Annotated in this window: 18 protein-coding genes and 1 pseudogene; 10 read left to right on the forward strand and 9 right to left on the reverse strand. The window is 43.8% G+C overall.

Going from position 1 to position 20,216, the window contains the following annotated elements:
* Positions 1–118 precede the first annotated feature (118 nt).
* From AC4II3_RS00105 to AC4II3_RS00125, 5 genes and pseudogenes are all read left to right on the forward strand, one after another.
* Positions 119–1,096 (forward strand): 2-hydroxyacid dehydrogenase, encoded by a 978-nt coding sequence (locus AC4II3_RS00105; RefSeq protein ID WP_488007688.1) that lies wholly within the window; start codon positions 119–121, stop codon positions 1,094–1,096.
* A 290-nt stretch (positions 1,097–1,386) separates the two neighbouring features.
* On the forward strand, positions 1,387–2,589 hold the full coding sequence (locus tag AC4II3_RS00110; RefSeq protein ID WP_488007689.1) for an agmatinase family protein: 1,203 nt from the start codon (positions 1,387–1,389) through the stop codon (positions 2,587–2,589).
* Between the two features lie 15 nt (positions 2,590–2,604).
* Positions 2,605–2,989, forward strand: a pseudogene (gene hypA, locus AC4II3_RS00115) (hydrogenase maturation nickel metallochaperone HypA).
* Between the two features lie 560 nt (positions 2,990–3,549).
* A complete protein-coding gene (locus AC4II3_RS00120; RefSeq protein WP_488007691.1) occupies positions 3,550–4,119 on the forward strand; it encodes a hypothetical protein in 570 nt (189 codons plus the stop codon).
* Positions 4,120–4,306: 187 nt separating this feature from the next.
* Complete coding sequence (locus AC4II3_RS00125) at positions 4,307–4,750, forward strand: EamA family transporter (RefSeq protein ID WP_488007693.1); 444 nt, start codon at positions 4,307–4,309, stop codon at positions 4,748–4,750.
* 85 nt (positions 4,751–4,835) lie between these two features.
* On the opposite strand, the gene AC4II3_RS00130 is transcribed toward AC4II3_RS00125, so the two are convergent.
* A complete protein-coding gene (locus tag AC4II3_RS00130; protein ID WP_488007695.1) occupies positions 4,836–5,618 on the reverse strand; it encodes a class I SAM-dependent methyltransferase in 783 nt (260 codons plus the stop codon).
* Positions 5,619–5,727: 109 nt separating this feature from the next.
* Here AC4II3_RS00130 and AC4II3_RS00135 point away from each other — a divergent pair, with 109 nt between their 5' ends.
* The gene (locus tag AC4II3_RS00135; protein WP_488007697.1) at positions 5,728–6,129 is read left to right on the forward strand and encodes a pre-16S rRNA-processing nuclease YqgF; all 402 of its coding nucleotides are present in this window, start codon (positions 5,728–5,730) and stop codon (positions 6,127–6,129) included.
* A 286-nt stretch (positions 6,130–6,415) separates the two neighbouring features.
* On the opposite strand, the gene AC4II3_RS00140 is transcribed toward AC4II3_RS00135, so the two are convergent.
* The 5 genes from AC4II3_RS00140 to AC4II3_RS00160 form a co-directional block, all read right to left on the reverse strand.
* On the reverse strand, positions 6,416–6,679 hold the full coding sequence (locus AC4II3_RS00140; RefSeq protein ID WP_488007699.1) for a DUF3146 family protein: 264 nt from the start codon (positions 6,677–6,679) through the stop codon (positions 6,416–6,418).
* 446 nt (positions 6,680–7,125) lie between these two features.
* Positions 7,126–7,545: a secondary thiamine-phosphate synthase enzyme YjbQ gene (locus AC4II3_RS00145; RefSeq protein WP_488007701.1), complete on the reverse strand. Its 420-nt coding sequence runs from the start codon at positions 7,543–7,545 to the stop codon at positions 7,126–7,128.
* 26 nt (positions 7,546–7,571) lie between these two features.
* The gene (locus tag AC4II3_RS00150; protein WP_488007703.1) at positions 7,572–8,159 is read right to left on the reverse strand and encodes a hypothetical protein; all 588 of its coding nucleotides are present in this window, start codon (positions 8,157–8,159) and stop codon (positions 7,572–7,574) included.
* Positions 8,160–8,184: 25 nt separating this feature from the next.
* The gene (locus tag AC4II3_RS00155; RefSeq protein WP_488007705.1) at positions 8,185–8,784 is read right to left on the reverse strand and encodes a hypothetical protein; all 600 of its coding nucleotides are present in this window, start codon (positions 8,782–8,784) and stop codon (positions 8,185–8,187) included.
* 17 nt (positions 8,785–8,801) lie between these two features.
* Positions 8,802–9,890 carry a glycosyl transferase gene (locus AC4II3_RS00160; protein ID WP_488007707.1) on the reverse strand — a complete coding sequence of 363 codons (1,089 nt, stop codon included), beginning with the start codon at positions 9,888–9,890 and terminating at the stop codon, positions 8,802–8,804.
* Positions 9,891–10,053: 163 nt separating this feature from the next.
* Between AC4II3_RS00160 and AC4II3_RS00165 the strand changes: the two genes are divergently transcribed.
* Positions 10,054–10,443 (forward strand): RidA family protein, encoded by a 390-nt coding sequence (locus AC4II3_RS00165; RefSeq protein WP_488007709.1) that lies wholly within the window; start codon positions 10,054–10,056, stop codon positions 10,441–10,443.
* Between the two features lie 129 nt (positions 10,444–10,572).
* On the opposite strand, the gene AC4II3_RS00170 is transcribed toward AC4II3_RS00165, so the two are convergent.
* Entirely contained in the window at positions 10,573–13,161 is a 2,589-nt protein-coding gene (locus AC4II3_RS00170) for an NACHT domain-containing protein (protein ID WP_488007711.1), read from the reverse strand.
* Positions 13,162–13,544: 383 nt separating this feature from the next.
* Here AC4II3_RS00170 and AC4II3_RS00175 point away from each other — a divergent pair, with 383 nt between their 5' ends.
* Positions 13,545–14,495, forward strand: a complete 951-nt coding sequence (locus AC4II3_RS00175; RefSeq protein WP_488007713.1) for a lysylphosphatidylglycerol synthase transmembrane domain-containing protein — start codon at positions 13,545–13,547, stop codon at positions 14,493–14,495.
* 131 nt (positions 14,496–14,626) lie between these two features.
* Here AC4II3_RS00175 and iscB read toward each other — a convergent pair whose 3' ends face one another.
* Complete coding sequence (gene iscB, locus AC4II3_RS00180; RefSeq protein ID WP_488007715.1) at positions 14,627–15,922, reverse strand: RNA-guided endonuclease IscB; 1,296 nt, start codon at positions 15,920–15,922, stop codon at positions 14,627–14,629.
* A gap of 276 nt (positions 15,923–16,198) precedes the next feature.
* Entirely contained in the window at positions 16,199–17,986 is a 1,788-nt protein-coding gene (aspS, locus tag AC4II3_RS00185) for an aspartate--tRNA ligase (RefSeq protein ID WP_488007717.1), read from the reverse strand.
* A gap of 431 nt (positions 17,987–18,417) precedes the next feature.
* On the opposite strand from aspS, the gene AC4II3_RS00190 reads away from it, so the two are divergent.
* A complete protein-coding gene (locus AC4II3_RS00190; RefSeq protein WP_488007719.1) occupies positions 18,418–18,828 on the forward strand; it encodes a roadblock/LC7 domain-containing protein in 411 nt (136 codons plus the stop codon).
* Positions 18,829–19,351: 523 nt separating this feature from the next.
* Positions 19,352–20,212, forward strand: coding sequence for a DUF4388 domain-containing protein (locus AC4II3_RS00195; protein WP_488007720.1), 861 nt, complete (start codon positions 19,352–19,354; stop codon positions 20,210–20,212).
* Positions 20,213–20,216 lie beyond the last annotated feature (4 nt).

Genomic DNA, 20,216 nt, shown 5'->3' on the forward strand with positions numbered 1-20,216 from the left:
CTATGCTAAAGTATGACCCATTACAATATTTTCCTACTTCCGAGGAGTTACCCTCTTCTGATAACACCCCTGTGGATAATGAACTGATCGCATCCGTTGATCAATATTGACCGACCCCATGTCTCAACCCAAAGTCTTCATAACTCGCCGCCTTCCTGATACCAGACTCGAACAACTCCACCAAATCGCCAATGTGGAAATCTGGCCAGAGCGTCAACCCCCTCCCTACGAGGTCTTGCTCAACAAAGTTAAAGAAATCGATGGCTTACTGTGCCTACTGACAGATTCCATTGACAAGCAAATCATCGAAGCTGCACCATCCCTGAAGGTAATCAGCCAATTAGCAGTAGGTTACGACAACATTGATATCCCTGCTGCCACCATCCGGGGTATCCCCATTGGTCATACTCCTGGTGTCCTGACTGAGGCTACAGCTGATTTAGCCTGGACCTTACTAATGGCAACAGCACGGCAAGTGATTGAAGCAGATAAATTTGTACGTGCTGGTCATTGGCAGACTTGGGAACCTACCTTATTGCTAGGACCAAACATCAGCGGTGCTACTTTAGGAATTGTTGGCTTTGGACGCATTGGTCAAGCTGTTGCTCGTCGTGGGCGAGGGTTTGATATGGAAATTCTTTATTACAGTCGGCATCGACGGGACTCAGAATTAGAACAATCCCTTGGTGTAAAGTATGCTGAATTCGACCTGCTGCTAAGGGAATCAGACTTTATTACCATTCACACTGCTCTGTCTGAAGAAACCTACCATCTATTTAGTACTCCCCAGTTTGAGCTGATGAAATCCTCCGCTATCTTGATCAACACCGCACGAGGAGCAATCGTAGATCCAGAAGCATTGTACCAAGCTCTGAGCAATGGTCAAATCGCTGCAGCTGCTCTGGACGTAACTAAACCAGAGCCCATTCCCATGGATAGTCCCTTGTTGAGCTTGGATAATTTGATCATTACTCCTCACATTGGCAGTGCAACTTATCAAACGCGATCGCAAATGGCTACGATGGCCGTGAATAATCTTATTGCTGGACTTTTGGGTAAGCGATTACCCCATTGTGTGAATCCACAAGTTTATTAGATTAAATCAGTTTCCTTGATTTCTAGGGTCTGTCTGCAAACTACTCGATGAAGAAAAGTAGGGGGTAAGACAGTGGTAATTTATCATTGCTTCCCATAGTTCCCCTACCTCCCCTGCACCCCTAAACCAAGGGTGACGATCTCGAACTTAGGTAAAAGAAATCTGTAGGTTTATCATTTCAGAACCTATCGGTGAGAAGTTTAAAAAATACCATAGCTTTCATCTCCAACCTGGGAATGTAGGCTATAAGTCGCTGATTAAGATGTTTTGAAAACTTCTCGGGAGTGCAAATGACTGAAAATTCTTCTGAAAACCCCTTGTTTGAAAGCCCAGGCAGTAACAGTTCAAATTCTTCTGAGGCGGAACGTGCCCTGGAGCGTGAAGCTCAACTACCATTGACGGGATGGCAGCAGGAGGTGTCAAGGGGGCTCGAATACGGGCTGGAAGCAGCAGAGAGTATTAGCGATCGCACTATTCCCACCTTTTCGCGCGGTGAACTACCTCACTACGCTGGCATCAATACCTTCCTCAAAGCACCTTATCTCGAAGATGTTCGCCAGGTTGAGGGATACGATGTGGCCATTGTCGGGGTTCCCCACGACTCGGGAACCACCTATCGCCCCGGAACCCGCTTTGGTCCCCAAGGCATTCGCCGCATTTCTGCCTTGTACACCCCTTACAACTTTGAGTTAGGGATTGACCTGCGAGAGCAAATTACCCTCTGTGACGTGGGAGATATTTTCACCATTCCAGCCAACAACGAAAAGTCATTTGACCAAATTTCTAGAGGCATTGCTCACATCTTCAGCTCTGGAGCGTTTCCCATCATTTTGGGAGGGGATCATTCCATCGGATTTCCTACCGTTCGGGGTATTTGTCGGCACTTAGGGGACAAGAAAGTTGGCATTATCCACTTTGATCGTCATGTAGATACCCAGGAAACCGACCTGGATGAGCGGATGCACACCTGCCCTTGGTTTCATGCAACTAACATGAGGAATGCTCCACCCAAGAACTTAGTGCAATTGGGCATTGGCGGTTGGCAAGTACCTCGCCAGGGAGTCAAAGTTTGCCGGGAGCGGGCAAGTAATATCCTGACAGTAACCGATATCACTGAAATGGGATTAGACGCAGCGGTAGAGTTTGCCCTGGAACGGGCACTAGACGGTACCGACTGCATTTATATCAGCTTCGATATTGACTGTATCGATGCCGGTTTTGTTCCTGGTACAGGCTGGCCCGAACCGGGCGGACTCCTCCCCCGGGAAGCTCTGTATCTACTGGGCAAGATAGTTCAGAAAGCTCCTGTTTGCGGTTTGGAAGTAGTGGAAGTCTCGCCGCCCTATGACATCAGCGACATCACTGCCCTGATGGCAACTCGCGTAATCTGTGACACAATGGCGCACCTAGTGCTATCCGGTCAACTGCCGCGCCAGGAAAAACCCTCCTACATTCATCCAGAAGCGCAGCCGGAATTAGTAGAGTGGACTTGAAGGTGGATTTCAACAATGCATGAAACTGACATGACCAAGGCACTAATTGTGACCTTGCGCAATTGGTGGGAAGCACAGCCAGAGCGACCCAAAATTTCCTGCGTCCATCTGACAGTAGGCCAGCCAGTTCACTGGCGTCGAACCCGTGAGTTTGGAATTGGCCTTTGAAGCTCAAATTCCCAACACCTTTTTGTCTGGTGCAAAACTGGTGATTAAGGAAACCCCCTTGATTGCCTTTTGCCATCAGTGTCAACAAGACTATCGGCCTGATATTGATAGTCAATACGCTTGCCCAGAATGTAACTCCCCGATGGAAGACATCCGCTCTGGGCGAGAATTAAAGATTGACCGCCTTGAATACTGTGGCTCTGCTGTTGAACCCAATGCATCAAACCTTTGATGCAGCTCTGGAAATTAACCTGCTCCATGGAAGAAAGGCGTTGACCACAATCGCACTAAGGGTAAACCTATCTAAATTAAGTTGAAAAATCGACTATTTTATGAATTATCCCAGTAAGGATTAGAACGGTAATTAAAAGGCGATCGCTATGATATTAGCTGTAAGCGATCGCCTTTTAGTATTGGTTACTAAAGTTTGACAACGTTGATAAAAATCAATAATCTGAAGTTAATAACTTGTGTTTTGTGGAGATAGTCAAGTAATTTTTTATTAGGCGTTACTGAAGCGATGCAGTTAACTAAAGGGGGTTTCACCCACTCGCGCTTTGCATCAAGACATTGAAGTATGAATGCGCGATCATTTGATTTGGGTAAACCACCCGTTGGTTTCGCAAGTTTGGGGGACTAGGGGGGCAAAACGATACCAATTAAGTAACGCCAATAATCTCATAACTGGACTTTTGGGTAAGCGATTACCCTATTGTGTGAATCCACAAGTGTATTAAAATAAAGTATTAAAATAAATCGGTTTACTTCATTTCTAATTTAAGCAAACTTAATATGGATCCTAAAAAACCCATCCAATCAGCTATTTCAGACATCCAACCAAAACCCTCTGGTCGCCCTAGTCTGCGGGAGAAGTTCTTCGATACCCTCAAGACTAAATACCCTAACATCCACGCTCTATATGTAACAACTTGTATCATAGCCATCTGGAGTGGTGCTGTCCTGATCTCGGATACATGGGCACAAGGCACCAATTTGCTTGAGGAGCCTGCCCCTGATTTTGCCCTAAAAGTGGTGATGCGTCACCTTGCTTTGTTAATAGTTGGTTTGTTCACGCTCTGGATAGATGACCTATCCTTGGAGGAGCTGGTACTTATGAAAAAAACTCCTATGGAAAAAGATTTCGAAGAAATGAATTCGAGGGAAAAGCTCTTCTACCACTTCAAAACCAAATATCCCAACTTATCAACTATGTATACTCTGATCGCAATCATCACTTCTTGGTGTGGGATATGGGGATTGATTTGGGACATACCCATTCAACCTTTTTGGCGATCACTAATGACAATATTTCTAGGCTTCTTCCTGCTCTATATTGACGATTTAAAATTGGAGGAGCTTTAACTTGGAGGAACTAAACTAGACTAATTCAGTAATCGGGCATAAGTAAGACTTTTTCAGCAAGCCTTACTTAGAATAAATCTTATCCGACCAAGTAAGTCAACTCTGAGAGATTATACCTATTGTGACTGTTTTAGTGTTAGATTAGATGAGTTTAATACATACTCGGATACTTGACTAGGATATTTTAATGAGTTCAGGGCTTATAATTCTTTCGTTAGTGATAGCGTTTCTTTATGGATCGTACAACTTTTTTATAAAACTATCATCAGAGCAAATTGATCATATCTTGGGAGCTGCTATTCTCCAATATACGGCTCTTCTCCTAGGACTACCTGTACTTCTTTTTTTAAAACTAAAAGGTGCGCCAATAGAAGTTACTACCAAGGGCATCGCCTACTCAGTATCTGCCGGAATCCTGATAGGGCTAGCTGAAATTCTTTCATTTTACTTTTTTGAAGATACTGATGTCTCTATTGGGTTACCTGTAATTATTGGAGGAAGCGTTTTGTGTGGGAGTTTGTTAGGTTTTTTTATTTTGCATGAAAAGTTCACTGTATTGCAAATCATAGGAATCCTTATGGTGATTATAGGTATAGCAATAATTTCCTTTAATACTCAGTTAGATACCTAAGGTGACCGCTTTTAAGGTGTTGTAAGTTTGGTGGTATCATCTGATATTTGATAAATACTATAGAGTGACAATTATTGATCACGACTTAGCACTTAGGTTGAGCTAGGTAAACCTTGGTACGATACCTCAAGTAAACTAAACCTTTGTGATCACACCAGCTGTTGTACAATTCCTGCAAATCAGAGATAAGTTTCTGGTGGGCTAATCCTTCCCGTGGGATATATGAGACACTCATAGCACGACCAATCAGACCATCTTTGTCCAAGGCTTGCTGATAAGAAAAGGTGTAGGAATAGACATTGGGAAACAATGGACTAGCGAGCAAGGGGTCTACCGAACACATACGGGACTCGGCGGGATGATGATTGGAGGCGATTTGCACTAGATGACTATAGCCTTGGGTAAAATTATCTTGACGGTTGCGGTCATTCCAGACCACAGCTAATTGTCCAGTAGGCTTCAGAATACGGCGAAACTCTAGCAAACTTGGCTCTGGGTCAAACCAATGGAAGGATTGAAAGCAAGCCACTAAGTCAATAGATGCATCAGCTAAGTTGGTCTGTTGAGCAGTTCCATCCCGGAATTCAACCAATGGATCGGTGCTAGCAGCTTGTCTCATCTCAGTATTGGGTTCGATGGCAATCACTCGCACTCCCCATTGAGCTAGTAGCCGAGAGGAAATTCCTGTTCCTGCACCAATATCCGCAGCTACCAGTTGCCCTCTGTTCTCAAGTCCTTCGAGAATCTTGTCGATAGCTGCAGCTGGGTAACTGGGTCGGTATTTGGCATAATCTGCCACCAACTCAGAAAATCGACTCTCTGGGTTCATCTGGTGTAATGGTGTTGTCTCAAGGTTCGTTTCGTCCATGATTAATACCAATCATGATTTAGGCAATCACTCTACCGGTAGGGTAGGTTACTAGTTGTGTTGCCAGATTAGCAATTTTGAGAAAGATTTACATTACCCGTGACTTGAGATGATTTTAGGCTTCGATCCAGGACGAGATAAATGTGGTGTAGCAGTGATGGAGAAAGAGGGTCAGGTGCTAACCCATGAGGTAGTGGCTTCAGGAAATGCGATCGCAAAACTCCAGCAACTGTGTCAACAATTCCCCATTGAAACCATTGTGATGGGAGACCAAACTACTGCCAAGAGATGGAAACGGAAAATCAAGGAGGAATTACCAGCATCAGTACCTATTGTCCTGGTAGATGAGCGCTACAGTAGTTTAGAAGCTCGCCCACGCTACTGGCAAATGTATCCTCCCAGAGGGTTCCAACGCCTCATCCCCCAAGGAATGCGCCAACCTCCTCGACCCATTGATGATATTGTGGCAATTTTGTTAATCGAGCGCTATATAATCAAAAGCAAAAGCTAAAAGGGATATCGTCGTCTTCCCTTGGGCATGACCTATTGACAGGATGCTCAAGCCTGTTCTAATTTCCCCCAATTCTCCCAAATCCCTGACTTTCCTAACTTCCCCCTCTTATCCCTTCTGAGAATATAGCGTTTATCAGAGTTATGAGGTACATAAGTTACCTACTCCCTACTCCCTACTCCCTACTCCCTACTCCCTAATCCCTAATCCCTACTCCCTAATCCCTAATCCCTACTCCCTACTCCCTAAAACCCAGAACAAAAGTACCTCACCGAATTGATATATGCTATAGTTCAGCTCGAATGGTAAAAGCATAGTTTCCTCCTGCTTCGAGCTGGTAATCCCACTGTTCTAAAAATCTGCCAAGGGGTTCCTGAATCAAGGCACGGCCCAGAGAGGGGGTGACTAACAGCTGACTGACCCGAAAATGCCATTGAAACTCCCATTCATAGTCTGCGGCTTGGACTTCTCCTTCAATCTTGCCCTGTTGCCAGCAGTGCCGCGTAATTCTGACGTAGGCAGTGGTTTCAGGCAAACCCTTTGCACTCACAATGGTAAAAAATCCTAATCTGCTTTAAAGACATAGGTTAGCAGACCTGTTGGCAGATAAGTCAATAGGGATCAACCGGAATGTCATATCCGTGTGGGTGGTTGATGCCCAAGGCAACCAGGTGCTGATGGATGCTTTTTACAAAACCGTTCCAAAAGATAACATCACTAAGAGCTGATTCGTAAAGACTATCATAACAAGTCTGAAAGCCTTGCTATGATAGTCTTTTCGGTATTAAATAGTTCAATTGTTCTATTTTAGCGCAAGCCTTATCCTACAAGGTTTAGTGCGAGTTTACGAATCAGCTCTAAGACTCAAGCCCTACAGCAAGCACAACTCCCGTGGCTCTTGAGTCCTAAATACAGTAACCCTTAGTACTGGTCACAATTTCTGCTTAATTATTGGTAACAATTTTAGGTAATAGTTAGAATAGATATTGGTTGATATTAAATCCCTGCAATATGCACCACCACCTCCCGGTAGTGAGCCTGTCGCCGATGCTCCCAAATATAAATGCCCTGCCAGGTTCCTAGGAGCAATCTCCCTTGAGCAATAGGAATCTGTTCCGATGTTTTAGTCAGCGCAGTGCGGATATGAGCAGGCATATCATCGGGACCTTCCGCACTATGGCTATAGCTCTTACCATCTTCTGGTACTAATTTAGCAAAAAAGTTCGATAAATCCATGAGCACATCAGGATCAGCATTTTCCTGAATTACCAAACTTGCCGATGTATGACGCAGGAAAATGGTACACAATCCAGTCTCCAGTCCTGATGTAGCAACCACGGATTGAACTTTGCCGGTAATGTTGGAGAAGGATTTACCGGTAGTCTTAATTTTGAGTCGTTGTTGATAATGAGTCATAGAAGGGTTAGTTAATCCAGCCACTGCTACCCGAGCTGTTTCAGTTCCTCCGATGGTGTTTCGCAGGTTTCTGTGGCAACACCTGTTGGTGGATTTTCAGCAGACTTCTCCACCACAAGTGTAACGGAAGTTTCTGTGGCTACAGCTGTTGGTGGATTTTCAGCAGACTTATCCACCACAGCAGCAGTTTCTGATGACTCTATAGTATCTTCTGATAACGACTCAGGGACAGTTGCCAATTCTGCAGCAGTTTCTGATGACTCTATAGTATCTTCTGATAACGAAGTATCTTCTGATAACGACTCAGGAACAGTTGCCAATTCTTCTGTATACAGCTTATCGAGTTGAGCAGCAGTTTCTGATAACTCCGGCTTTTCTGCTGATTCTGGCTCAGTTGCAGATTGATTGTCACAGGACTCATCTGCCTGCTCGGAATTTTCCGATGCCTCTGGATTCTCTGGTTCCCCGTCACGCCAAGGGGAATCATAGTGATTCCAGGGCAGAATAGGCTCGTTGGGCAGGTTACGGGTCAAGACAGTGATGTTCTCTGGGTCTGGTTCTGGTAAACTCAAGGGTTCTCCAGAGGGTTTGTTATTAACCTGTTTAGAATTCATAGTCTCAGCGAAAGCCAACAATACATCACATCAGTTTAAGCGCAGGAATGCAAAACTCTGCTATGACATTCAACGTAATAATCAAGGCAACCCCCCAAGTTACATAAGCAGAATACTTCAACGATAGAGAAAAATCTTCTAATCGCTGCCTGTTTGCATTATAAGTCTCTACCAGATTAACCAGCATCTGTAGCTGGTATTGTTGTGGTGAGAGTACCAGGTAACGTTCTAGGAATTTTTTATCTCCCAAGTTGGGACTGACTGCGATCTGACGCGGTAGAAAAGCACGGATTAGTAGGGTAAAATTAAGCATAAATCCCAGTATCTCAGCAATACCAAAGGGACTGCGGAAAAATACTAGTCCCGAGATGGTTAAACTGGTTAACAAGGCTCCATTAGTCACAAACAAGATATTGAGCTTTGTGGTCAAGGTTTGACTGCGCTCCCTTTGTTGATCAAGTACCATACGAACATCTCGTGCTGCCAACTCTAGGCTGGGGAAAGAGGTCTGCTCTTTAGAGGTTTGCTCTTCAATAGTAGAGGTTTCTGGTGTGTCGATGGACTTTGGGATAGAATTATGGCTATTCTGGATCTGTTCTATAAGCGAATCTACGGTAGATATCATGGCAGGGGCTATTTAGGCTATTTAGTGTAAGTCTGGAGGTAGTTAACAATATCTTTAGCAATCTTGTCTGTTCCATCCTTTACCAAGCTTTGAGATTTTCTGGGAGGCTTGGGAGTATGATGGAGGAATTCCCACTTGCCGTGGAAAAATTCTGTCGGTGTTAAAATCTGGTGGTGACCGTAGTCTTGCACCCCTTCTATAAGGATAGCGGCTTCAGCAAATCCCGAGCGGGTAACTGAAGAAATAGGTATATCCAGGCGTAAGGCTTCAGCAAAAGTACTGTACCCCGGTTTGGAAATCACTCGCGAGCACAAGGGCATGAAATCCACTGGTCGATAGTCGTGACCCTTGATTTTTAGTAAATTGGGTAAATCTGGTGCTTGAGAGTCAAATGTGATAAACTGCCACTTAGGGAATCTAGATAGATTATGGTAAGGAATTTGTTCCAACCCTAATCCCCCAAAGGTGAGTAAAGCAGTTTTAAACTCTGGAGACTTCAGATCAAAATGCTTCCTTAATTGATCGGTACTGTATCCTGGTGATCCCCCTGTTAAGCCCACATCGGTGATATGGGTGAAGGCGCTCATGGGTTCATGTAAAGGAAGGCGAAATAAGCGATCGCATTTTCCATAATACTCACTGATCCAATCGGCAATCTCAGCAAACTCTCCTCCCCAGTCTCGATAGATGAAGTCCCAGCCAAAGTTACTCATCATCCAACAGGGAATGTCAGCCGCTTGAGCAATACCTACAGCTAAGGGGGGAATATCGGCTAATATCAGCCCTACTCGATTGTTACGAATAAAGTCAACCTCACTAGCAATAATTGATCTAGCATTGGAACGAATTTGCTGTAGTTTGCTTAAGGTTACCTCTTTATCCATTGTTAAGCTGTCGGTTTGAATAACACCAACATCAAAAGCCCGTGGGCGATGAATAAAATCCCCCGGAATGTAGGATTCTAATAACCAGCGTGGTATTGTTGTTACTAAAATCAGTAAGATATCCGGACACAGTCGTTGAATAGCCGCAGCTACGGAGGCACTACGTACAGCATGACCAAAACCGTGGCTAGTGATAGCGATGTATAAAACTGGTCTAGACATTCTAGGAGCTCAGGTATTGAGTTAATTGAAGGCTTTTATGCAGGCTAACAAAAATAAACCACAAGTGGCTAACTTTGGCAGTTACTACCTTGATTATAATTTCCACAGTTGAAAATCAAATTCAGAAAAAAATTTAAAGTTTATTGTTTAAGGAGTTGAAAACGTGCTGGAATATATCACTTTACCGAACAACGTTTTGCCACCTGTAGCTCCTTATTCCCACGCTGTTCGGGCAGGAGATTTTCTATTTGTGACGGGACAGCTAGCTGAAGACCCTGTCACTGGAAAATTAATAATTGGGTCAATTGAGGAACAGACTAAACAGGTAATGGAAAACTTGAAGCTGGTTTTAGACCATGCTGGCACTAGCTTCGCTCAGGTAGTTATGGCTCGCATTTTTGTGACTGATTTTAGATACTACCAGACAGTGAATGAGTTATATGCTTCTTATTTTAACAAGAATCGGTTACCTTGTCGAACAACGGTTGGAGTCATAGGTCTGGCTGGTAATGGTGATGTAGAAATTGATTTGATTGTTTATTGTGGTGATTAATGATAATGGTAAATTCGCAAGATTTTATTTAGCTCTTAGCATTCAGCTTAACCACTTCGCCCATGGGAAGCTAATCGGCATTTCCATTTATAACTGTTAATAATTATTTTGCTTTTTTTATTGGATAGTCTAGTTAACTTTTTCTCGAACAACCCGAATTCCCTCCCAAGCTGGCATTCGACCAGTTCGTCGCTCATCCATTAATAAAAATAATGTGTAAATTGGAGCAATTTTATCCCTATTACTGGCATACTTATGGCTGAATTCTTGACAATTTTGAACCGTCAAATGAACAGGTTTTAGGATTTCAGGATTGGTAGCAGCTTTTTTATAAATATCAGCTCGCACACTCCAGGCAATAAATACTAACAACACATAGAAGCGGAGTAATTTAAGATCTGGGTTTTCGTATCGCTCAAGGTTGAAGTTGAGGTAGGGATTGAGGTTGATATATTTACCTAGCTTGAGGTCTTTGTATAGGTCTTGGTATGGCTCAAGGTTTTGGTAAAGGTATCGATCAAGGTCGAGGTTTTGTTCCAGCTCTTGGTAAAGGTTTCGATATTGGTAGAGGTTAAGCTCTAAATACCGGTAGAGTTGGATATCTAGGTATCGGAACAGTTCTAGTTCCCCCTCCAAGTTTAGGTTTAAATCTAGAGCTATATCTAGTTGAACAACATTAGCTAATTGTTTTTGCCAATTTTTCCACTTAGCTGGTTTTATGCCCACAATCACGTTGTGTTCTTTTTCCTGGCACCAGCAGCCTACTGCCTGTTCAATACCTGGGTACTCCTGTGCTTCATCGGAAGTGGGCAATCTGTACCTGAATCCTGATGTTGAGTAGTTTTGAGTCAACCATTTACAAAATGCTTCGGCATCACTAGCTCCAATTCCAGTAATTGGCTGATTTCCCTCTAACGCTATAAACCGTTTGCTTTGCCAATGATCTGGCTGATGATACTCACCTGCTGGTAGGGTTTCATCCAAAAATAATTGATACTCAGCACAGGTAATATAACTCAAGCCAATTTCGATTTTGTCATCAATTCGGAATAGTTGATTCAACCGCCTAGATAACTTAACCTCTGCAGCTAACTGAGCAATTTCTGGATTAGGGGATGCTAAATCGGCTGCTAGGACTTGTTCAAGTTGTTGCTCTAGCTTAGGCTTAACGGTCAACCCTTGCGCTAGGCAATTATAGGCAAAAGCTAAAGACTCTTCTGTTGCCTTTTCCAAGGCTGCACGAATCAAGTTAGTGCCATCAGCATCCGACGCCCAGAAGAGGATAGTTTCAGTCCACCAGGGATTATCCACGTTTTTAGTCAAGATCTGCTCTTGGTTCAGTTCCTTTACCTGAGCAGCGGCTAAATAGTCCTGAAAACTCTGGTGAGCAAACTCGTAAATACCTAGCCTCCTTTCCACTAATAACCCAGTAGCTGTCTCTATATGCTTAAGAAATTCTTTTGGTTTTAGTGGACTCCCTGCCACTGATGCTAGGTACTCTTGACTATCAGATGGGGTGAATTCACAAGTTTCCTGTTCCATCAACCCTAGTGCTAGTTTTTGTAAGACTGATTGTTTTTGCACAGTTGTTAGCGGTCTAGGGATGTTCTGAGCTGATGACACCTCCAGCAATACATGGCAAATTTTGCTGTAAAGTTCTCCCCGACGCTCTGGTAAGATGCTACCGCAAGCGTGAAGGGTAGCTATCATAGTTAGCAGCAGTGGGTTGCTTGCCATTGAAGCTATCGAGGGATTCTTTCTAATCCGCTCTACTAAATCCTCAACTTGCTTCTGAGCTGATAATTGTTTTCCTCGACTACTAATCTGAGTTTGTTGATACCAGCCCTGAAGAAATTGCTGAATTTGGTTGAAATTGAATGGTTGTACTTCTAAAACTGTTTCGATCTGCGACCCCAGTATACTACGATAGCCCTGGTGACGATATGTCAGGATAAAAGCAGTTTGGGGATAGGTTTGCATCTGCTGGTTAACCCATTGACTCACCTGCTGACGCTGATCCGGATCAGCGACTTCATCCAACCCATCCAACATCACTAAGCATTTGCCATTTTCTAACTGATCCCGAAACCAATTAGCAGGAGGTTTCTCCAAGCCTGCGGATTGACCCAATCCTGGTAATGACCCTTCCTCAACTTGTTTAGTAACTAGCTGTGCCAATAATGGTGTTTGCTCACTAGTAATGCGATCGCAACTATTCCGCAAATCTACCAGTATAGGAATTAGTTTTGGCGCTTTATACTGGCGGTGAGCATTCTTGGCATAGGTCAGGGTCAAATGCTGCAACGTAGTGGTTTTTCCTGACCCTGGGGGGGCAATGATTGCCAAATGTCGATAGGCTGGTCTTTTAGGTATTTTGGCGATAAAGTCCCAAATTTCCTGACTGATCTGAGATTGATGGGAGTTTGTCCATGGGTTAGGTCTATTACCTGGAATTTTTGTAGCGAATCTTAGGGGGACAAATACCTGCTCGAATGAGAGCCTTGATAGCCTTGTGTTCAACACTACCGTCTTCAAGTCACGAAAACCGTAGACTAAGCTTTGGTAATACTTGTCTTGAAACTGTGAGGTTGATTTTCCGTCGTGAAACTGTGAGGTTAATTTTCCCCACAACCCCATGACCAAGTTTTCTTCTGGTTCCAAAGCTTTCTCATTTGACTTGTTTTGGAACGATGGCTTGTCCGACATGTTTTCTGGCATAGTGATGCTACTGCTACAAAGCCCCTTGCTTTCGAGTGTAAGCGAGTCTAATACTAAGTTGCCGCTTAAAGATGTAATTTACTGGTAAGACTATCCTTGAATTTGACTTTTAACCGTCAACTGTCAACGCTCAATCCTCTTGGGCAAAAAACCGTTGCAATAGTGATCTAGTAACAACCGAACTTGCTGTAAACACGCTTACTCGATGACACTGCTGATCAATTCTAAATTTTTATAAACAATGCTATATTTTAAATATATATTTTTAACTATTAGTAATCTAATTGAGTTTTTAGCATTTTATCACTCTCATTCTTTGTCTGTCATTTGTGATATCTTCTAAGTGTCGTATTACTTTGTAAAAATGTTAGAATAGATAGTCAATGAATGTAGCGATTAAGCGAGTCCTATCACCCCTAAAACCTTACCTACGCTGGGCAATATTAGGTGGAACATTATTCTTTTTAGCAAAAGCCTTGAAAGACAACTGGCAAGAAGTGCTAGCGATTCGGATCAGCACTTCTGGATGGACTTGTTTAGGGATCGCTGTTGGCGTGACATTGCTAGCCCACACTTGGACTGGCTGGGTTTGGCATTGGATACTCAGGGAATTCGACCAACAACTAGGGCTTGGATGGTGTATCCGGATCTATCTGAAAGTTAACATTGCCAAATACTTACCAGGTAACGTTTGGCACTTCTATGGTCGGATCTGGGCAGCGAAAACAGCAGGAGTTCCATTGGGAGTAGCTACTCTGAGTGTGTTAATGGAACCTCCCATGATGGCAGTAGGTGCTTTATTGCTGGCTTTGATCAGTTCTCCTTTGGCCAGCCGGATCATTCAACTCCCAATTCTGTTTGCTGTACTGATACTGATTCATCCTTGGTGTTTAAACCCATGCCTACAGTATTTAGCTAAATTAACAGGTAAGAAGAAAAGCATTGAATCAGGTGTTGATCAGATTATCCGGGTCAAGCGCTACCCAATCCTACCATTGTTGGGGGAATTGGGCTTTTTGGGATTGCGAGGTTCAGGCTTTTTGCTTACCCTGTTAGCCTTAAGTCCAATCAGCCCCAGCCAACTCCCCCTGTTGCTTAGTGGGTTTAGTGTAGCTTGGCTGTTGGGCTTAATTATCCCAGGGGCACCAGGGGGAGTTGGGGTATTTGAAGCCACTGCAGTGGGTTTACTAGAGCATGACTTTGCTCCGGCAGTGGTGCTGAGTTCGGTTGCCTTGTATCGTTTGATCAGTATTCTATCAGAAGTTGGCGGTGCGGCACTGGCATGGTTAAATGAACCTCCAAGCGATAGCTCTTCTAACCAAGATGAAGGATAAATTCTTGATACTTCATCCTTCATACTTGATATTTCATCTGTCCGCCTCCCTGGAGACTCCCGCTATAATCGCGTGATTTAGCGGTGAGACTTGCCATATAAACACCTGGGGAAACCCCAGGTGACAGGCACTCAGGAAAAGGAGGACAGGGTATTGATTTGATACGCATATCCATCTTTTTTGTGAATTGGTGTACAGTACTTGTAGCTAATTCCTTGAATCAACCCGCTGCTAGTTAAAATGTTGAATGATCCAGTTTTACGAGTGGTAACCCGTCCAACGTAAGTTCCGATTTTCTTACCCTTAGTAACAATTGCTTTAACAATATCTCCGGTCTGAAAACCTTTGTGGATCTTGGTTCTTGAACAGTACCTCTTCGGGAATCCAAACTTGTCTGTTCGACAAATTTGACGAGTTCCATGACCTTTAGCCATGATCGATAAAAATTGATAGTCCTCGACATAAATGTTTTGAACATTCCCCACACAAGCGGCGTCAATCCAATGAGTTTTAACTAGGTTAAACCGACGTCGATTGTATTTAGTTTGACCTCCCGAACCTGTTTCTACTGGCAATCCGGTGAACTTAAGCTCGTTGTACAGCTTCCAGCGAGTCGCGTTAACCGCAGCGGCATCAGTTAGAGATCGTTTAGCTTGAGACAGAACTTGCTTCAAAACATCAGGCTTCCCTGATAAGAATTGTTCAATCTCCTGGCTTCCTTTAGCCTGGTTACAATAGTGACAAGCTATTGCCAGGTTGCTAACTCTGTCGGAACCCCCATTAGATTTTGGCTTGATATGTTCAACTTCTAACCGGGCATCTCTCGCGCCACAGTAGGCGCATTTACGGTTCCATTTTTCAAGCAAGTATTCTCGAATTTCGTAGCCGCATAAAGTACCTTGTTGATATTCAGTACCGGAGATTTCTGGGTTCTCCATCTTCTGAGTGTCAAACCGTACCAACTCCTGAGAAATACCCGCTATGGGACAAAAACGAATCAGTTTTTTAACCCAAGTCAAGATGTTATGAACTCTAGACATTAAGCTAGGAGCCAGCCATCCGGAGGGACGTTTCCGATTAAGAAAGCGAGGTTTTCTATAACGAGTTTTACGGCTACGACGAGAACGTCTTAATTGCCGTCTTGATGTTAAAGCGTCTCGGATTTGGAATCCACGATGCGTTATTTCAGCACCCCAAATAACAGTGTTGTCTTGCCGGTAGCTCACGCCTGTTGTTTTTGAACCTGGGTCAATTTTTAAGTGGTAATCATGAGTCGTGCAATTTTCTACCTCCAAATCTGACAGGATAATTGTGAATGGATACCTTCTCAACACTTTGGCTCTACCTTGCTTGAGTAATAATCTGGCTCTGGCAGGACGGCAAGGGTCTAGTGCTTTAAAGTTTTTGTCGAGTACAAATACACGCATAATTGTGTTTTCTCCTATCACTAGGGTAAAGTTAGCTTAGTCAAAGTTATTTCTCGGTACTTTCCCAATCGCACTAACTTAACTCAACTAGGTCTGTTTAACAATCGGGTTCTAGAGCTGGGAACTAGCTACGCATCCCCAGGTATGAACTTTAACTCTTAGAAATAACGGAGTTTTATGAAAACTTAGACTGGTAAACTATGAGCTTAAAAGCTCCCGTTATAACCCGTTCGCGTCAGCGGAGGCCGTAGGCCACAGGGTTTAACGGTGAGTTGTTTACGCTTCATCGTGATAGGTAGAAGCTACGTACAACTCTTTTAACTGTTTATCATCCACAGCACCTGGAGCATCGGTTAGCAAAGAACGTGCTTGTTGGGTTTTCGGGAAAGCAATCACATCGCGAATAGATTCTTCCCCAGCTAATAGCATTACTAGCCGATCTAAACCATAAGCAATCCCACCGTGAGGGGGGGCACCATAGTCAAAGGCTTCCAGCAGAAACCCAAACTTACTGTGAGCTTCTTCTTCAGACAAGCCAATAGCTTCAAAAACCTGTTGCTGAATCTCTGGCTGGTATATCCGGAGACTACCACCACCGATTTCTACCCCGTTCCATACTAAGTCATAGGCTTGAGCCCGAGCAGTTTTCAAATCATCTAAGTCATCAGGATGGGGAGCTGTAAATGGGTGGTGCAGTGCTTCTAAACGCTTTTCATCCGCATTCCACTCAAACATGGGGAAGTCTGTTACCCAGAGTAAGTTAATCTTTGTTGAATCAATTAATCCCAATTCTTGACCAATCACAAGTCGTAACCGGTCGAGGGTTTTATTAACGATGTCAGCTGAACCAGCACCAAACAGCAGCAAATGACCAGCAGTAGCACCAGTTACTTCTAATAACTGCTGTTTTTGGCTATCACTTAGGTTATCCTTAATCGCCCCGATGGTATCAATTTCACCTCCTTCTCGCACCCGGATGTAAGCTATCCCCTTAGCACCAGCTTCGCTTGCTTCTTTGAATAAGTCACCCCCTGGTTTAATCCGGACATTCGAGATAGCTTCATTACCACCAGGAATAGGTAGAACTTTGACTACACCCCCACTCTTTACTGCACCGGAAAAGACTTTGAAGCCAGAATCTTTCATCAAATCAGAGACATTGACTAGTTCTAAGCCAAAGCGAGTATCGGGCTTATCACTTCCGTAGCGTTCCATGGCTTCAGCGTAAGTGAGGCGGGGGAATGGTCTGGGGATATCAATACCTTTGACTGTTTTAAAAATGTGAAATACTAATGTCTCATTAAGCTGGAGAATTTCCTCTTGGGACATAAACGACATTTCCATGTCCAACTGGGTAAACTCTGGCTGTCGGTCAGCTCTGAGGTCTTCATCCCGGAAACATCGGGCAATCTGGTAGTATCGATCCATACCCGATACCATCAACAGCTGCTTAAACAATTGGGGGGATTGGGGCAGAGCGTACCACTGACCCGGATTCACACGGGAGGGGACAAGATAGTCTCTAGCACCTTCGGGAGTGGAACGAGTTAGCACTGGGGTTTCCACTTCGATGAAGCCTTGTTCATCTTCCAGGTAACGGCGAATTCCTCTAATCACTTGATGGCGCAGTTGCAGGTTTTTGCTCATGCGATCGCGTCTTAAGTCCAAGTAGCGATACTTCAGCCGTAAGTCTTCTCGCACTGACTCAGTATCAGCACTGGACACCTGAAATGGTAACTGCTTACGCACTTTATTGAGCAGTTCAATGCTATCAGCGTAAATTTCTACCTCGCCAGTAGGCAATTTCGGATTAAGGGACTCGTCAGGACGCTTAGTAACTCGTCCGGTAACGTTTACTACATATTCATTGCGCAGGTGATCGGCATCGTTATAGGAATCGGGGGTACGCTCAGGGTCACTAACAATTTGGACAACACCACGAATATCCCGTAGGTCCAAGAAGATGACACCTCCATGGTCACGACGTTTCGAGACCCAGCCGCAGAGGGTAACAGTTTCACCAATGTGCTGGCTTCGGAGTTCACCACAATAATGAGTTCGCATAGTTTTTGTCTATAATACTAGTTCAATTAATTTACTTATCAGGCTAAACCCTGGCGCGTGATAGTCTTAGATTCTCACCCTCACGGATGATATTTCCTGTCTTACAGGCACTTTACTAGGATTAAAATCCCCCGCCAGTAACCCGACCCAGGCAATTTCAGCCACCACAAAGTCTGAATTATAGCTCATTTGACCCGAGTCTACGCCATAGCCTGACACTAGGCTTACTGATATGGGGCAAAAGGTTTCATAGGTTCTGTGTACCTTTGGGCTATAGTTCCTGATATCCTAACCCAAGCCACATCTCGGACGATTTTACGGCAACCACCGAGTATGGCAACTAGACCTTGATAATTGGCTAGACTTTCCCTATCACTCTATTTTCGACAAACTCGATTGAGCAGTAACGTTTTGATGAGGAATGGATAACCATGACCATTAATACCGCCAAGCTGGAGACCATTATCCAAAATTTTGTTACCAGCACCAGTGAGGTTCAAGGAGCTGCTTTAGTTTCTCCTGATGGACTGCCTATAGCATCCAGTTTACCGAGCGAGATGGATGAAGAACGAGTATCAGCCATGTCAGCTGCTATGTTATCCCTAGGTGAACGAATTGGCTCGGAATTGTCCAGAGGCATTCTAGACCGCATTTTCGTAGAAGGTAATAAAGGTTATGGTATACTAACCAACTGTGGGGAGTATGCTGTTCTATTAGTCTTAGCCACCAAGGCAGCTAAACAGGGAGTGCTGATGCTGGAAATCAAGCGGGTGATTCCAGAGTTGAAGGCAGCTTTAGAGCCTCACCATACCATACCAGGAATTTATGAAACAAAACTCTAGCTAAAGTGCCACAGCAACTATATGAAAGGTTGCCAATGCTTAGAGTAGGGTGGGTCAATTTTATCTTGACAGCTAGTTCAAGATAATGTATAAGCTAGGATTTTTAGTAAAAATGGTCACTGTTATTTGAATAATTCAAGAAATCCTTTTGATGTTAGGTAACTCAAGATACCTATGGTCTTAACTGGAAGTGGCTATACTGGCAAAGCTATCTAAGGGCCAGGTTTGAGTTAACCCTATTGCCAATGTGAGATTGCCAATGTCAGAAACCCTCCTGACCCTCTCCTCTGTGATGCTTATATCTTCACTTTACGCATCAGTCATAAGATAGAACTTTTGTCCTCTACACTTAGTGAATTACCAACCAACTGGGTGGAATTTCCTTGTAAAATAATTAAAAATTAATAACTTTAAGATAAAATCCAAAAAAATGGATTAAAAAAAATAGATTATTCATTATGTTATGTGACTATCAATAAACTTAAGCCTAGTAATAGGTGACTTTCTTTCTTATTGGCAAGTAATGGCTATCACGAGTTCTTTAGCGGAATTTTCCCTCCCAGAATTGTTTCAGTTCCTCGATCAAGGAAACAAAACTGGATTACTAACCCTCCGATTCAAGCTAAGTAGGCATAGTCAAGAAATAAAAGCTCGACATATTCTACTGCGCCAAGGTCGGATCTTGGCAGTTAGCCATCGTCTGGATAACCAATGCCTGCTGAAAATGATGTGTCAGCGGGGTTGGCTGAGCCCTGAGGTAATCAATGAACAGGTAAACCGATGTCCGGCGAATAAACCCATTGGTCTGTACTTGAAGACTAAGGGATTTCTGCATCCAGAGCAGTTGAGACTACTATTTCATGCCCAAGTGCTACGCTCAGTTTGTGGCTTATTCCGGCTCAAAGATGCTAAATTTAGGTTTGACTCTAAGGCAACCTTGGCCACGATAGAAATGACGGGTTTAAGCATCTCAGCTACCAAAGCAACTTTAATTGGTCTGCGAGCTTTACCAGATTGGACTGGATTAGCAGACAAGCTACCTGAGACAAGCTCAGCACTATCTAGGGCGATGGTCGGTCATCGCCAGTTAGGGCTAGACCCAATGGAAGCTGCAGTTTGGAAATTAGCCAATGGGTCGATTCCCCTCACTGATATTGCTACTCGGTTGGGGAAGTCTCTGGAAACGGTTCAACAGATATCCTACCGGTTGATTAGCGTGGGTTTAGTTGCAGAAGTGCCTATGCTTACTTCATATCAACAGAACTATTGGCAATCACAGGGATTAGAGCCAGTGGCCGTTGGGGCAAATCGAACTGAGGAGGACAATCCTCAAGAGCTGAGCAATCGCTTTGTGCAACACTTACTTGGTTTCTTAAGGAGGTAATAAC

This window comes from Moorena sp., assembly GCF_982860115.1.